12 protein-coding genes are annotated in these 16,289 nt (G+C 51.6%); 5 read left to right on the top strand and 7 right to left on the bottom strand.

Translation table 11 applies throughout. From position 1 onward, the window contains the following. Positions 1–6: 6 nt before the first annotated feature. Entirely contained in the window at positions 7–1,461 is a 1,455-nt protein-coding gene (locus tag V9K95_RS14000; RefSeq protein ID WP_336442138.1) for a hypothetical protein, read from the top strand. On the opposite strand, the gene V9K95_RS14005 is transcribed toward V9K95_RS14000, so the two are convergent. The 4 genes from V9K95_RS14005 to V9K95_RS14020 all read right to left on the bottom strand — a co-directional run bounded on the left by V9K95_RS14005 (position 1,462) and on the right by V9K95_RS14020 (position 7,990). Further along, the gene (locus tag V9K95_RS14005; protein ID WP_336442136.1) at positions 1,462–2,799 is read right to left on the bottom strand and encodes an HlyD family type I secretion periplasmic adaptor subunit; all 1,338 of its coding nucleotides are present in this window, start codon (positions 2,797–2,799) and stop codon (positions 1,462–1,464) included. It abuts the gene before it with no gap. Then, entirely contained in the window at positions 2,796–4,949 is a 2,154-nt protein-coding gene (locus V9K95_RS14010) for a type I secretion system permease/ATPase (protein WP_336442135.1), read from the bottom strand. The genes V9K95_RS14005 and V9K95_RS14010 overlap by 4 nt, the downstream gene beginning before the upstream one ends. A gap of 33 nt (positions 4,950–4,982) precedes the next feature. Then, on the bottom strand, positions 4,983–6,974 hold the full coding sequence (locus V9K95_RS14015) for a hypothetical protein (RefSeq protein WP_336442134.1): 1,992 nt from the start codon (positions 6,972–6,974) through the stop codon (positions 4,983–4,985). Positions 6,975–7,081: 107 nt separating this feature from the next. Then, positions 7,082–7,990 (bottom strand): hypothetical protein, encoded by a 909-nt coding sequence (locus V9K95_RS14020; RefSeq protein WP_307275637.1) that lies wholly within the window; start codon positions 7,988–7,990, stop codon positions 7,082–7,084. A 640-nt stretch (positions 7,991–8,630) separates the two neighbouring features. On the opposite strand from V9K95_RS14020, the gene V9K95_RS14025 reads away from it, so the two are divergent. Next, positions 8,631–9,446, top strand: a complete 816-nt coding sequence (locus V9K95_RS14025; RefSeq protein ID WP_115053342.1) for a response regulator transcription factor — start codon at positions 8,631–8,633, stop codon at positions 9,444–9,446. Between the two features lie 5 nt (positions 9,447–9,451). After that, on the top strand, positions 9,452–9,934 hold the full coding sequence (locus tag V9K95_RS14030) for a hypothetical protein (RefSeq protein WP_115053341.1): 483 nt from the start codon (positions 9,452–9,454) through the stop codon (positions 9,932–9,934). 34 nt (positions 9,935–9,968) lie between these two features. Here V9K95_RS14030 and V9K95_RS14035 read toward each other — a convergent pair whose 3' ends face one another. Genes V9K95_RS14035 through V9K95_RS14045 form a run of 3 tightly spaced genes read right to left on the bottom strand, consistent with a single transcriptional unit; the run spans position 9,969 to position 13,244 of the window. Continuing rightward, positions 9,969–11,069, bottom strand: a complete 1,101-nt coding sequence (locus tag V9K95_RS14035; RefSeq protein WP_336442133.1) for a hypothetical protein — start codon at positions 11,067–11,069, stop codon at positions 9,969–9,971. Between the two features lie 19 nt (positions 11,070–11,088). Further along, on the bottom strand, positions 11,089–11,781 hold the full coding sequence (locus V9K95_RS14040) for a N5-glutamine methyltransferase family protein (RefSeq protein ID WP_307275644.1): 693 nt from the start codon (positions 11,779–11,781) through the stop codon (positions 11,089–11,091). Continuing rightward, positions 11,781–13,244, bottom strand: a complete 1,464-nt coding sequence (locus V9K95_RS14045) for an oligosaccharide flippase family protein (protein ID WP_336442132.1) — start codon at positions 13,242–13,244, stop codon at positions 11,781–11,783. Before V9K95_RS14045 ends, V9K95_RS14040 begins: the two co-directional genes overlap by 1 nt. A gap of 126 nt (positions 13,245–13,370) precedes the next feature. Between V9K95_RS14045 and V9K95_RS14050 the strand changes: the two genes are divergently transcribed. Both V9K95_RS14050 and V9K95_RS14055 read left to right on the top strand, forming a co-directional pair. Then, positions 13,371–15,101: a glucosamine inositolphosphorylceramide transferase family protein gene (locus V9K95_RS14050; RefSeq protein ID WP_336442131.1), complete on the top strand. Its 1,731-nt coding sequence runs from the start codon at positions 13,371–13,373 to the stop codon at positions 15,099–15,101. Positions 15,102–15,486: 385 nt separating this feature from the next. Further along, entirely contained in the window at positions 15,487–16,164 is a 678-nt protein-coding gene (locus V9K95_RS14055; RefSeq protein ID WP_307275650.1) for a sugar transferase, read from the top strand. Positions 16,165–16,289: the final 125 nt, after the last annotated feature.

Genomic DNA, 16,289 nt, shown 5'->3' on the forward strand with positions numbered 1-16,289 from the left:
ATAAGCATGGCAACCAATTTTTTCGGTGTTTGCGTCATTCTGTTTGGCGTTCTGGTACAGTTCATGCACCATCGCTATGCCTTGTACGGCATGGTTATTCTTACATTGTTTGGTGCGGCCGCTGCCGTGACGCTGCCTGCATTAGGCGGAGCTTCCATTCTAGTCGCCAATGCCTTCATGGTATTCTTCGCTTTGCGGATCACGCGCGTCACCGGGTTAAATCCGGCAATCAGCAGCCTGCTTTATCCCAGCACCGGCTTCTGGCTTCTACTGCTGATCATCTATGGCCTTATCGCCACGCTGTTTTTTCCAAGACTGATGGCGGGAATTACCGAAACGATGGTGGTGCAAAGATTGCCCGCTGGCCTTAGCCGGATTGCGCTCAACCCGCTCAGCTTTTCCAGTACCCACATCACGCAAACTGTCTATGCGCTGGGCGGCATTGCATGTTTTGCAGCCTCATTTGCCTATTTCCGTACGCGCGATGCTTACCAGCATTTTCTCACGGCATTCTTTATACTCTGCGGCTTGAATGTGTTGTTTGCCATGGCGGATCTCATCACATTTGCCACTGGACCAATCGATTTCCTCAATTTCATCCATACGGCCAATTACTCATTGATGACCAATGTCGAGATGGGTGGATTAAAGCGCATCTCGGCCAGCTTTCCGGAATCATCCAGCTTTGCTAGCTTCACGCTCATTCTGTTTGCCATATCTGCAAGTCTTTATCTCGATCATGTCCGGCCGCTTGCATCCGGATTATATGCCGTGGCATTTCTGATTTTGCTCGCTCTTTCAACATCGGGCACTGCTTATGTCGGACTGATCTTTGTTCTTTTCATGCTCACGGTCCAATCGGTTCTCCCCACATTATGGGGCGGGAAGATGCGCAAGCCTCTGCTATTATACGCGGGCGGTTTGAGCGCCCTCGCCGTAATCCTGCTTGTGGCGGTATTGTCCCCCACTCTCGTTGAAGCCATAGGCTCATTTCTGGATGAGAGTCTTCTTGGCAAACTGGATAGCGCTTCAGGCAGAGAGCGTGGCCATTGGAATGAGGTGGCCTGGTCAAACTTCATTGACAGTTATGGTTTGGGCGTCGGGGTCGGTGGAGCGCGAGCTTCCAGCTATCTGTTTGTACTGCTTTCCAATGTCGGTTTGCCTGGGTTTTTGTGTTTCGCAGTGTTCACTCTTTCGACGTTATTTCGCCGGTCGGTCTTCCGCAATGGCACCGTCGAACGCCACGTCGTGCGGGCCATACGCTCGGGTCTCGGGGCAAGCTTGATCGCCGCTTTTCTGGTAAGCACCGTCTATGATCTGGGAATGCTCTTTTATGTGCTTTCAGGCGCGGCAGCCGTTGCCGTCTTTCCGGTGGCAAAACGGCGGGTGCAAACAAATGTCGATAAGGAAGTCACGCGATCGGAGTCGCAACGTGCCAAGCAAATGATGCCCAGCTCCTGATCAGGATTCCCTGAAAGCCCGCGACATACTATCGATAACCGGCTTGGCCAGATATTCAAAGAATGTGCGCTCATGAGTTTGAATGAGAATATCTGCCGGCATGCCCGGCGTCGGGGTAAATCCATGGATACGCTTTAATTCATCAGCAGGTATGCTGACCCGGGCTATATAGATGTCCTGCTTCTGGCCGGGCGTGGTGTCGGCCATAGAATCCGCAGATACATAATCCACTCGCCCATTGATAATAGGTGTCGTGCGCTGATTGAGGCCACTGAGGCGAATATGCGCCTCCTGTCCCTCTTTCACTTCATCGATCTGCATGCGCGGTATCTGCGCCTCGATGATGAGGGGGACACCCGTTGGCAGTATTTCGACGATGGGCTTGCCGCTTTCAATAACGCCGCCAGCCGTATGGTAATATAGCCGGATAATTGTTCCTGAAACGGGCGCCTTGATCAGGGTCCGGTTAAGAACGCTTTCGGCCTGGCGGGTCTGTTCGCGAACTGTGTCAAGCTCGGCCTCCGCGCTTTGAATTTCATCCAGAGCTGCCTGTTTCTCAGTGTCTTTGGTCTGGATGATTTCTTTCTGGAATTTCTCGATCTGGGCGTTCACTTCCATGATTTCCGCGTTCAGACGAGCAATATTGCCTTCGCCATCGGCAACAGCCCGCTCAAGCACACCGACCTCGGACCGCGCCATCAAACCTTTCTTGAAAAGGGAGTATTTTGATACATACTCGGTTTTCAGCAGCCTTACCTGAGTCTGTGTCGCCTCGATTTGAGCTGTCCGGCCGATACGCCTGAACTCAAGAGCGGAAATATTGCGCTCCATCATCTGTAATTCATTGGCATATTTGGCATGGGCCGCATCGAAATTATCGCTTTGGCTTTCGTTTACGGCCCGTATTTCCGGGTTGCCCATATTATCCAGAATGATCTTGGGCGGTTGATACCTTTCGGCGCCTTTGACGACGGCATGCAGCCGCGCCAAGATAGCTTCCAGACGCGCCTGGCGTAAAAACAGCTGCTGGGAGTTGGTCTTGGCAGAGGTCTCGTCAAGGCGGACAAGGTCATCGTTTTCGTGGACGTGATCTCCTTCACGCACCAAAAGTTCCTTGATTATGCCGCCTTCCAAATGCTGTACGATCTTGTTTTTTCCCGTCGCAACGAAACTACCGGGCGCGATGACGGCGGCGGCCAAGGGTGCTGTTGCAGCCCATGTTCCAAAGCCACCAAAGCAAACGAAAACCAGGGCAATTCCAAACTTGCTATATGGTTTTATCGATCGCGGAACACCGTCATACCATTCGAGACTGTTCATAATATTGGCGGTCGTCATGTCATTGCTCCCACTTTTATTTCCCCGGCCTGAATTGTCTGAACAGGTCCTTTGGGTTTGCTCTTTTTGGAAAGTGCTTCCATCACGGTTTCCCGCGTGCCGAACATTGTAACAGTGCCATTATTCAGAACCATGATCTTGTCGACACAGCTCAAGAGCGCGGGACGCTGCGTAATGGTGACCACGGTTATTTTATGTTTTTTTGCGTGAAACAAAGCCTTGGTCAGTGCGACGTCACCCTGCTGATCCAAATTGGAATTTGGTTCATCGAGTACCACAAGCTTGGGATTGCCGAAGAATGCGCGTGCCAGAGCAATGCGCTGTTTTTGGCCTCCCGAAAGAGGTGCGCCATCCGCCGCAACAACGGTTTCATAGCCTTGTGGAAAGGTCGCGATGAGTTCATGCACATCCGCCAGCACGGCCGCGTCGAAAATGGCCTGGTCACTGACATCTTCGCGCATTCGAGCGATATTTGCCTTGATGGTGCCCGGGAAAAGCTGCACATCTTGCGGCAAATAACCGATATTCTCGCCGAACTGACGCTGATCCCAATTGCGCAGATCCATAAGGTCCAGACGAACGCTCCCCGAAGTCGGCAGGATCGACCCAACGAGCATCTTGCCGAGTGTTGTTTTTCCAGCGCCCGAATTGCCAATGACAGCCATGGATTCGCCGGGCAACAATGTGAAAGAAATCCCGTTCAGGATGACTTTCTTGTTGGGTGGCGGAACATAGAGAATTCGCTCCACATCAAGCCGGCCTTGCGGGTCCGGCAATCGCAAACGTTCCAGATTCAGCGGCGAGTTCTGGAGAAGGTTTCGGATGCGGCCAAAGGCCGAGCGGAATTGGATGAAACTGTTCCAGCCTTCGATCGCTCCTTCGATGGGTGCCAGAGCGCGTCCGGCAATGATCGAGGCGGCAATCGCCATGCCGCCAGTCAATTGTCCGTCAATGGCCAAATGTGCTCCCCATCCCAACATGGCGACCTGTGTCAGCAATCGGGAACATTTGGAAATCGTTGCGAAAATGATGTTCCTGTCCTGCGCGCGAACCTGCGATTTCAAGGAGCCTGCCATGTCGCGGCCCCATATGCGCACAGCCTCCGGGATCATTGCGAGGGCATTGATGATTTGCGAGTTGCGCGACATGGAGTCGAGATGAAGCATTGCCCGGCTTTGGAAGCTTGTCGCCTCAGCGAACGAGGCTGCAGTAGCGCGCTGATTGATGAAGGCAATGACGATCAGCAGCAGGGAGGAGACAATAACGATATAGCCGAGATGCGGATGTATCAGGAATACAGCAAGCAGGAATATAGGGGAAATGGGCGCATCGAAGAATGACAGCAAAGTGCCAGACGTCAGAAATGACCGCAACTGTTGGAGATCACCAAGCACTTGATAATCCTTGCCGTTACCATGCAGGGATGCGCGCGCGGCGGCGCTCAAGATGGGCGCTCCAAGCTGCACGGCAACTTCGACCGCCGTGCGCATAAGAATGAACCGCCGGATAGCATCAAGAACGACCTGCACAAGCACGGCACCGATGATCACCACCGTAAGCATGACAAGCGTGTCGGTTGAGCGGCTGGTAAGAACCCGATCTGATATCTGGAACAGATAGATTGGAATAGCCAGGACAAGCACATTCAGGAAGACTGTGAATCCCATGGCGATGATCAGGTTTCGGCGAACGGCATTTACACCGTTCTTGAAACTATCGGCAAAACTCGCCGCCGCTACGCGCTTGTGAAAAGTTCCGCCATTGCCAGCTGCATTATTATTGCTGGGGGCATTACCGCCGGGGCCGACTTCTTTCCGCGCCGGGACGCCGCGATCCCCCTCTATGACCTTACCGAGGCCAGGATCGAGTATGACGGGCTTGGGGCTGGTGTCATTACGGCTGGATGGTTCAGTTGGCTTTCCCAGATCGGGTTTAGGCGTCGTTTTTTCGCCAAGGCCGATACTTGCCGGCGGTTGGGTCTCCCGCACCCCCCTATCAGTAAAGATCCTCGCTACAGCAACTTGTGAAATGGACTTCTCCATTTCCGCAAGCAATGCATCAAACTCGATTCGATCCTGCTCGCGTGCAGTCATCGCTTGCCGTGACTGTTGCGAGATAACCCGCAAGTCAGTCTGTTCATCATATTTCATTATCCCGCGTCCCCCCACGCATTCTTTTTGTTTTTAGGCGAGAGCTGTTTGCATCACATCCACCGAATGAGTCGTATCCGGCAGATGAATTGGTGTATGATCGGCGTCCGGTGACGGCGATGCATCGTCATCCAGAAAAGCGATAATTTCGTTGGCAAGTGGCTGGCCTTGACCGCTTCCATGCCCAGGTTGCTGGGCAATGATCTCTGCTTGAATCAGGATCGAGTCCGAGTACACGCCACCACCCGCATAAGAGGTTCCATTGCCATGTCCGCCATCGACAATCGTCGCGACATTGATCAATGCATTTGAGCCTGTGCTTATGTCCCAAACCGTATCATGGGAAGTGGCGCGCAATGCGTCTTCGTAACGAGCCACAAAATCGGAATCGCCGAGAATATTGGTCTGACTGATATAGTTGAGGTCGTAAACATTGCCTGAGATGTACAACATCTTGAGACCGGCCATGCCTTGGAGTGCAGCATCGGAACGAAACCCATCCGGCATTTTGTAGTTGCCGTCGGCCAGACCACTCATCGCTTCTTTGTAATGATCTGGAAGTCCAGTGGCCCAGTTCGTTGTACCTGCGCTTTGAATGCTTGCCGAGTTCCACAAAAGATTGTCACTGGTTGATAATGTTCCACTATAGGCACCGGTCCCGTTTCCGGTTGTCATTGTGTCATCGTCAAAAAGAACATTCGTCTGAAAGATCAGATTGCCGCTGTAAAGATGCCCGCCAATGATGACCAGATCATATGAATTACACAGATTGGCGAACGATGCAGTGTTCAGCATCCCATTGGAGCCGGTCGTAATCGTCGTGTAAGAACCTGTCGACGAGAGTACATGCGCGTCATTGTCTGAGAGGAAGTTATATTGTGATATCCAGTTCATCTGCATAAGGTCGCCATTCATGACGGTGACCTGCCAGTTCTGCGGAAAAACAGGAGCCTCGCCTGTTGCGGCTGGAACCTGCACATGCCCGGTGGAAGAGATAAAATCTGCGATGTTCATCGCGTTGGTGGATGGCCCGCACGACTGCTGTTGGCCAACAAATCCATCGCTGAAGCTGTCTATGTCACTATAGGCATTTGTTTGAACGATGGCATTGATGTTGTAGTAATTGCCGGCAACGGCAAAATGAGCGCCCGATGTTCCGGTATTGGTGAGGACGATTTCGTTGACCAGAATGTTGGAGCCCGCCTCTAGCGAAACCGTGCCCTCTATGTCTTTCCCATTGATAACCAGTGCCTGATGGCCTGTGGCAGACTCTGGCGTATTGGGAGTAGCCAATTGCGCGGGCTTATAATCATCCAGAACCGGGGCCTTCGAGACCGTGGTCCCGTTGACGTAAATTCCAGCGGTTGGAGATACGACCACGGTAATACCCGATATGCCGGTTAGCAGCCCTTCCGCAACATCCATGCTGTCGCTCTGGTCACTGAAAAACTGCGCCATGCCCGACGCGGTATCCGGCAAATCGTGGGAGAATGCGTTTGAAACAAGCAAGGCGCTAACCGACAATGTTGCCAAATCGGCATTGTCGCCCCAGTGCAAGTTTGCTGGAGAGTGATTGCCCGTAATGACAATGTCATTGTCCTCCATGTGGCTGGTTTGCTGAAGCACCATTGATGTTTCAGGAACCTCTGGCCCGATGAATGGCCCTTGTTCGAGTGATTGACCATTGCCATTGCCGGAAGAATGTATTGGAACCGCCGTATGATAGAGATTGTGCCCATATAATTGCACATCAATCGGCTCGATATTCACCCCAGGCAAAACATCATTGCTGCTCGCTGTCCAAGGCATCGGTAGATAGTTTCCATCGGGAACAAATGTACCAGGTGCCAATTGCATCTGCGGATCTGTCTGTATCGCCAATATTTCACCGTGCGATTGCGGAACATCCGGCGCGTCTTTGAATTCACGATATTCGAGGCGCATTTTTACCGCTTCAACCGACGTGCTGAAGTATCCCATGAAGTGTGCAATGGATTCTGAAATATGATCGCCAAATCCGAGCATTTTTGATGGCTCCCGCCAATTATGCTGTCCGTATTTTCATCCGGTAATTGGCCTGCGCACATTGTGCGCAGACCATTTTCCGAGCGGCAAATTGCCAGCTAACTGAATCAAACCGCGTCGGTGTCGCCGTTCGATGTATGCGTGTACGAGCCGTTGATAACGGTCGCTTCGAAGGCATTCTGCTGCAGGTTTGCACCAAGTACAATTTCCTGGGTGAACGCCGTGGATGTAAGATTGGCTGCTGCGCTCGCCGCACTTGAACCCGATACGTCGTCGCTTGCACCAATATCGCCGGAACCACCCGAACCGCCATGGCCACCGCCGAAGAAGCTGTGGTCCATGCCGCCCCAGCCACCATCATCGGTACCAATGCCATCACCTGCGCTTGCAGTACCGCCGGTCGCGGTCAAGGTGACAATGCCACTGTTGGTCTGGGTTACACCGGAGAGGGTGTCATTATCGACAAGATCAACAACTTGACTGAGCGCAAATCCCGTATCGCTGCCGCCGCCGCTAAATGCGCCATTGAGAACGTTAGAGAAGTTCACATCGTTGCCGGGATCAAAGTTGATGTTGCCGGATTCGGTGAGGAAGATGTTGTCAAAACTATTGTGATGCAAATCGAGATCGGCAAAGTCGTCATCAGTCGGCAGATAGCCGTCTAAATCGACACCAACATTTACTTTTACATCCGTGTGCGACGAATTACTGTTGGAGTTGCTGTTGGCATTGGAATTATCGCTGGAGCTCTCGTTGAAATTGCCGTTCAGATTGAGATTTTCCGAAACAGATGACTGCTCCTGACCTTGTCCTTGATCCTGCCCCTGTCCCTGCCCTTGACCCTGGCCTTGTCCCTGATCCTGGCCTTGGCCCTGATCTTGCCCCTGGCCCTGACCTTGTCCCTGCCCTTGCATCTGAAGAGCCAAGGCAGCAGCGAATGCTGAAGCATCAGCACTTGCCGACGCTGACGGGTCTATACCGGGATTCTGGTGATGATTGTTGTTGCGATTATTCATATTATTTCCTCCGGAATATCTGCGGAGAAGACAAAACCTCTATGCTCTTTAACGAGGCTACGATGTCCACGCTGGCAGATGTTAAGTTGTTACAGCAAAAGTATCCCCAAGCTCGCGATAGAATATCGCAGGCTATTCAACTCAGAATACTGGCACACTGGTTTTATTTTCTTGGTTTCACTTACGCTACGCTGGAAACTCAAGACCTCATAACCGTATGACGCAAACGGGCAGACCGGAAGATAGCACTTATATTTAGCTCATTGGTGAATCGCGAAACGGGCGGCGTAACCTTATGAATCCCGCCGTTTTAGGCGGTTGATGGATTGGCAGTACAATAGATCAGTTGAACCAGCAGATAAGTTCTAAACAATATTATCGAATTCATATGCCTCAAACGGGGCCCAGGTGCTGCTTTATACCTGCGCGAATCAAGTGACGTGCAGACGAAACACCTTTTCAATTCACGTCACGACCGCGTCACGCGACGTTTATTAATCCTTGGTTAATCAGAGCAAGTAGCGGGGGCTACAGGCATCCTGATTAACGATCTTAAACAAAACTATTCAGATAAAATCCAACAATCGAAAAGAAACCTCGGAAGAAATACTTTTCCGACTAAAGGGCGCAGGGGACTATCATGAGTGGAACAATACCACGCAAACTTTCGGATCACATCAAGACTGATCCAGGGAATGGGCGATTTAAAAGTTCGATATTTATCTATGCTGAAGCGGGTGTCGTCTTTCAGGGACTGGTGCAGTCGTTGGAACGCAATTTCACCGATATAGACATTCATCTGTGCAGCTCATTTACCGAGGCCGAAGCTTATGATGACGATATTCAGCTCGTCCTCATCCACGCCGGCTTTGTTTCCAGCTTCAGTGAATCGGCATTGCGGTGCAGGAAGCGCTTTCCCAACGCCTCCATTACCATGATGGTTGACGATAATGTATCGGGACTGGATGAACTCGACAGCCTGTTCGACGGCAAGGTTATCCAAGGCTTGTTACCTTTCAATTTAAAGCTGGATATATGGCTTGCGGTCATCTGGCTGCTGCTGAATGGTGGTGAATATTATCCGCCTCACATCAGTCGCTCTTCGGATAGAGCACGGGATGACAATAGCGGACGCTCAATGGGCACTTCTCATCAGCAATCCGACGGCGTAATCCGGCCGATCAAGACATTGACCATCCGTGAACAGCAAATTTTGGAGCTGTTGTCGGAAGGTCTGCAAAACAAGATCATTGCCGACCGCCTGACGCTGTCAGAACATACTGTTAAGGTCCATGTGCATAATCTCATCCGCAAATTGCGTGTGCATAATCGTACGCAGGCCGCTGCCGTATATCGCAATACGAGGGATCAAGAGGCCTTTCAGCCCCCTTTTAGGGGGTACAAGGCGCCGATGAGCCACTATGCAGCTTCGCCAGAAATGGCTCGGGTTATGTAGTATCAATGTCGCGGCTCGACGACATTCTCATGCTGGTGGGCAAATTGAACTATACTTGGACAAACACGGAGAGTTTGTTCATTTACCTGATTGCCCACCTGCTGGATACGAACAAGGAAGCGGCGACTGTCATTTTCTTGACGCTGAATACGACACGAGCGCGCATTGATCTCATCGAGCGCCTTGCAAAAATACATTCTACAACGCCGGAAACCAAGGCAGCAGTCCTTAAGATCACAGCCCGAATGACGCGTGAGCAACGCCTGCGCAACAAGTACAACCACTGCATATATTCGTTCGATGAATCAGGCCGAACCGCATCAACTCAGCTGATGCGGATTGTCGATATGGACGAGAACCTGAAATATGGAAAAGTTGAAGCACTCGATGACGAAGAGATGTTGCGAATACAGGCAACAATTGATTCAATAATCGACGTCAACAAATCCATATGGGGTTTCATGAAGGTCAATAATATAAATATTTGACATCACTTCGGTGGAAATTCTCTCCGCTCGATTCTCAAACAAACTCGTCGCCATTCAGGCGATTCCAGCCTTCGCCCGCAAGGCCGTTGAAAAATGCATTCCCCTTTGAAAAAGCTTCCAGGACGCGCGGGTCGCCAGTATGCACCACGGTGGATGAACGCTGAAAAAACAGGCCGCGGCGTATCATCATCGCTTCCAGCAATTGCGGTTGTGAACGAGCCCGTACAGCAACGGCACCTATGGAATTGGCATAGTAAAGGAGGCTATCCAATACGGTGCTTTCCTGCCCTTTCGCGGCAATGATTTGAAGGACACGGACAGTCTCCCCGCGATCGCCGTGAAACAGATAAGCACCCAAAGGCTTGCCTGTCCGGCTCTTCACCACTCTGCTGTGCATGGTGCCGTAGGTTGATTTCGTGCTGGCCGTCGCCAGAACATCGCTCAAGGTCGACAGATCCCAATCCGGGCGTAATTCGTAGTCTTTCAGCCAGGACGCAATGAGCGGGGGCAACATATCCAGCTCAATGCTGCAATCATTCACGCCTTGGGGTTTCTCCGGTATGGAGGTTTTCATAATTGCATGAGCGAAGACATCGAATGGCCCCGATAGCAGCTTGCCGTGCCGCAAGAACTTGAAACGACGCGACGCCGCTTCAGCAGCAAAGGCAGTGGGACGAAGAATGCGCAGCCATTCCAGGCTATATCCGGGCAAAACCCTGCCACGCAGCTTGCTCCACATAATTCGCGATGTTTCGTTGGCTGTTTCGCTTAATGAAAGGTCTTGGGGTCCGGTGAGAAAAGCGCGAAGCAACCGTGCTCCGGCAAGCGGATCCTCAATATGATCCTCGACCATCAAGGGGCCGCAAATTGCCGCCTGCAGGGGAGCGTTTCCAAAAGCCATTTTCAATGGAAGCGCGCCAATGAACCCCGTCAGCACGCCATCGCCCCGGATATGGACTTGTGAGATGATCCCCGTGCTGTTTCCGGGATCGAGATAAAGCTCCGATAGATAGTCCGCTAATGATGCTGGAATTTTTGTGTTGGCTGGCTTGAACATTCGCCAAAACATCGCCGCTACCGCAGGGATATCCTGGGGCGCCAAGTTCCGAACCTCGCTGAATGCTACGCCGTCCATAGAAGGCTCCTACCGACTGCTATTTTTTTCTGGCAATCGCCACCCGGGCGATCCCTAATTCATTGTCGACAAACGATATCTCTTCATAAGCGCCCGAGCGCGATAACAAATGAGCGACCTGATGATGTTGCCCTTCTCCGAACTCGAAAGCCAAAGAGCCCCCGGGCCTCAACATATCGGCAGAATCGCGTACCAGCCTTTGAAGGATAGAGATGCCGAAAGGTCCACCGTCAAAGGCCTCGCGTGGCTCCTCCTCCAAGAGATGCGCAAGTGTTTCGTGTAGTCGCTTTGCAGAAATGTAGGGAGGATTACACACAACCAGATCCACTTTTCCGGCTGGAGATTTATCGCCAAATGCTGCAAACAAGTCGCCCTGATAGACTTCAACACGATCCGATAGGCCCAACCGTTGTGTATTGTGCCGGGCAGCATTGACGGTCTCGTCGGTTAGGTCCGCACTCATGACTTTTGCTGATGGAACTGCACTGGCGATAGCAAGCCCAAGATTGCCCGAGCCACAGCACATATCGATAACCAGCGGCGAGGTGCTGTTTGCCACAATGCCGATTGCCGTGCGGCCCAGGAGTTCGGTCTCTTCCCGGGGGATCAGAACGCCGCCAGCAATTTCGAGTTCTATGCCAAGAAAGCTATGACGGCTCATTTCCGGGCGAGTGGCCGGCATATTATCCGTGTCTTTCGTCATTGGCTGCATCAGTAACTCTCCTCGACTTCAGACGTTGGGTTTGGTGGCACTTTCACCTTCTTCCAGGTAAAAGTGTTGCTCACTTTGAAAAAGGAAATGTAGAGCACGACGAGTACGCAAACATAGACCAAAGCCCCCGTCAGAATTTTTAGTCCGAGGTCTAGTGCGGGCGATAGAGAGAGTTGCGATACCCAGATTATGCAGGCGACCATCGCGATCAGGCTCGGCACGATGATAATGCTGCTGGCCCCGACACGCTTCCAGCTAACGCCGCCGTAATGGCTTTGCAGCCATATCGTTACGCCTGCCGTGATCGCGGCTGCCATTACCTGGCCGATAGCGACACCCATTATACCGAAGGGCACGGCTCCAAGCAGGAAGATAACGGCGACGACCATGTTGCATAGCGAGACGAGCGGTAACCGTCGCACCTGCCCCGTTAGCGACAAAAGCGGCTCGGTTAATACGCCTGGACTATACAGCATATACATCAGGGCAAGGAGAGCTGTCAGTGGAGCCGCCGGATGCCACTGATCGCCAAGCAGAAGAACAACCAGCGTCTCCGACACAAGCGCAAGGCCAATGAAAATAGGGGCAGCCAGAGCCAGCAGGAAGGGCAAAAGCACGGTCGCTTCCCGCCCCACACCTCGCTTGAGTTCCTGAAGGCTCTGATTTTCCCGGATAGAACGCCTCAGGCTAACCCAGGCTATCAACCGGCTTGGTTCATCCATCATATCGGCGAACGACGATCCCAGACGATCTGCCACCCGGTAGTAACCCACGCTCGCCGTGCCAAAGAATATTCCGATTGCGAAAGTCACCGCATAAGTATGGAAATAGGCGACCATGCGGGTCGCCAATATATAGCGGGAGAATGCTGCGAGTTCTTTTACGATGGCCCAGTGAAGCCGCAGACGCGGAACCCACCGCGTTATGAGCATCGCGCTGCAAAGATAGGTGATTTGCATGAAGAGCTTGCCCACGGCCAAGGCAAATATTCCCCATCCTGCAAGCAATCCAGCCAAGGTGATCGCCAGGCCAACGCCTTCGCCGACCATTAGCAGAATCGAGTGCATTTCGGATCTGCTTTGACGAACCAATATGCCAGCATAAACTGCGCTAAAGGTTGCAAATACCACCCAGACTGAAAAGATGACGAGAATTTCAGCCGCCAGCCTCATTTCGAAAAAACGGTCCAGTACGCCGGAAACGGCAAGGCCGATAGCCATCGCCGCCGCACCGCTGGCGAGAGCCATTGTAGCAATCTGATTGAACAGCGAGATATCCTCGCGGCAGCTCATTATAAACTCCCGCGAGCCCGCTTCGGCGACACGGGTCAGCAGTATGGCTATGGCAAGGATCAGGGTATAAACACCAAATTCAGCTGCCGACAGCATTCGCGCTGCCAGAATGAATACCAGCACTTGCGCAAGTTGGGCGCAGATACGCGAAGCCATCGCCATAAACGCCATGACGGCAGCTTTCCTGGGCGTGAGCCTCTCGGCTATTATCTGAGAACCCTGTTTCAGCGTGATGCCTCCGGCACATGCTTTGAACACCAACCTGACTGCTCAAAACGATCGCTTCATCCATACCAGATGGCCCGTTTTGTTTCAGGAATTACCCCTCTAATCAATTGGATTAGGCATTCTGGACGGATGCTCATGAAAGTGGAACATTCAATGCTAAGCCGTGCTCATCCTGAGAAATTCGCGCATTTGAACGCAATCCGAGGATCGATGAGACCAGGTTTAGGGGGCAGAATGTCTACGAGACTTCGTATTGGAATCATCACTGATTCCATGGATCGATTACAGAATTGGGAGATCAAGTTTTTAAAGGGTGTTCTTGATTGTCCTGAGTTCAATCTGAAGGCTGTTATCGAAACTGGTCCAGTGCCGGCGCATGACACGTCGTTTGTTGGAAAATTGATTGATCGGGTAGAGAGGCAGGTATTTGTTAAACAACTGCGCTATCCCGCTCAACCTTTCGGAAATCAGCAATACAAATTACCCGAATCCATACGTGTAGGCCGCGACGGTCTGCTGGGCGTAAATATTGATGTGGCAGTGCGATTGACGGCAAAACCGCTTCCGCAGCAATGTCTCGACCAGATCGAGTTTGGCGAATGGTCTCTCGATTTCGTCGATAAAGTGGCCAGCGGTCATGACTGGACCGGGTTTTGGGAAGTGAAAGAGCGCAAGGCACTGACTGTGGTTCAATTGTCAGCTCGCCTTGGCTCGGAGTCTGAGCCGCTCGTCATTTCCAGTGCCGGCTACAACACCAAATATAGCGCGGCGCTCAATGGAGCCTTTATCAAGGAGAAGTCTGTCCTGCTGCTGCTGCGCGAGTTACGCAGATTGGCAGAGACGAGGAAGTTTTCCACAAGCCCCGCCACGCTCTCCGTAGATATGCGAGCCGCACCTCAACTTAGCGATTCTATCCTTTATCTGGGACAGCTTGGCCGTAACATCATTGGAAAACTTGCAGTGCGAGCAAGATCAATTCTTGGGCTCAACTCAAGGAGCTGGGGCGTTTATATGGGGGATGGGAGTATCGAAAACTTTACCCCCGATAAGGCTACCCCTCTAAAGCTCGCCGACAGAATGTGGGCCGCTGATCCCTTCCTGTTTCGATGGCAAAACCAGGACTATGTCTTTTTCGAATGTTTCCCGGATAACAGTATGAACGCCTGGATATCTGTCGCACGGCTGTCCGGATCAGAAGTCGAATTTCTCGGAACTTGCCTGCGTACGAGTTACCATCTTTCCTATCCATTCGTCTTCAATGACGGCCCGGACATTTACATGATTCCGGAAACGCACCAGACAGACCGGGTGGAGATATGGCGCTGCACACAATTTCCCCTGAGATGGGAGCTTCATTCAACAGCGCTTGAAGGCAAAAGCCCTGCTGACACCACTATGTTCAAGGTCAAAGGGCAATGGTGGTTGCTGACCTCCCTTTCGGATCATCACACTTTCATGGATCACTCCAGCGAACTTTATGCATTCGCCGTTGATGGACCTGACCTGAAAAGAGTTGTCCCCCACAAACGCAACCCCGTGATTATTGGGAGTGATATCGCAAGGAATGGGGGCCGCGTTCATATCATAGGTGATCGGGTTTTACGCCCGTCGCAGTGTAACTCTCATGGGATTTACGGCTACGGTTTGAATATCCAGGAAATTACCAGACTCGATTCCGAAGACTATGTCGAAGAAACCATAAAATCCGTTAGACCCGATTTCATGACTGGTATTGTTGGCTGCCACCATCTGGATACGCTCGGAACCCGGTTTGTTATAGATCTGTGCAAAACAAAATAACCTTTGCTTCAAGGTCTGGTGCTACCATCCTCTTGACATTGCAACATATTTCTCGCTGCCCGGTTAGGCGCCATAACGACGTTTAGCTCTAATTTTAATGATTATTACTAAGGGCATAACATATTTCTTTAAGTACTATTAATTATTGACGCAAAACATTTATACTATAGTTTAATTGTATGCAGGGAATCATAAAACAAATAAAACCATGCAACCAGACATGCAATACTGTGCTCACAGCGTATAGAATGCAAATTTCGTAACTAAAAATACTGCTTTGCTTGGGTGGTTTTTTAGGACGCAATGATTTTGCCGCGATTCAAGAGGATTTCCAGCGCTACGCGTCTGGGCAGCCGAAACTATGGGAATGGTTGGGGTCAGGATTATGTCCTACATAACAGAACCGCTGATAGAACAGCGGACCGAAAAAATGCCGGCAAAGAACCGGATGTCCTACATTGTAATCAAGAGAACTCTTGACGTTATACTGGCCACCGCCGCGCTAATATTTCTCTTTCCGGTCTTAGTCTGCATCATAGGTACTTTGGCAGCAACTGACGGCTTTCCTATCGTATATAGGCAACGCAGAATCGGCCTGAACGGCAAAGAGTTCACTTGTTTCAAGTTCCGTTCCATGGCGAAAGATGCCGATGCGCGTCTGGTTACGCTGCTGGCGCACTGTCCGGAATCCTTGCGTGAATGGACGGAAACACAAAAGCTCAAAACTGATCCGAGAATCCATCGGGTCGGTCGCATTTTGCGGATTTCAAGCTTGGACGAACTTCCCCAACTCATAAATGTATTGCGTGGGGAAATGAGTATTGTCGGGCCACGTCCCATCGTCATGGATGAGATCGGCCGTTACGGCGATTCCTATCGGTATTACATCGCGATGAAGCCGGGTATAACGGGTCTGTGGCAGGTCAGCGGCCGCAGTGATACCGGGTATGATACGCGGGTAAAGCTGGACACAGACTACTTCAAGTCGCGCTCTATCTGGGTAGATCTGAAAATCATGGTCCGCACGGCGTCGGTGGTGCTATTTGCGAAAGGCAGCTGCTGAATATTGAAACTTGCTCCAGGAAAAGCTGAAACGGGCTTTCCATCGGGAATTGCGTAGCAACAGAGAGTTAGGGCAATGCACTTCAAACGGCTCTGACGAACATAGTGATCGGTGTGATACGGATG

The organism is Phyllobacterium sp. CCNWLW183 (assembly GCF_037203775.1).
In the GTDB taxonomy this organism is placed as follows: domain Bacteria; phylum Pseudomonadota; class Alphaproteobacteria; order Rhizobiales; family Rhizobiaceae; genus Phyllobacterium; species Phyllobacterium ifriqiyense.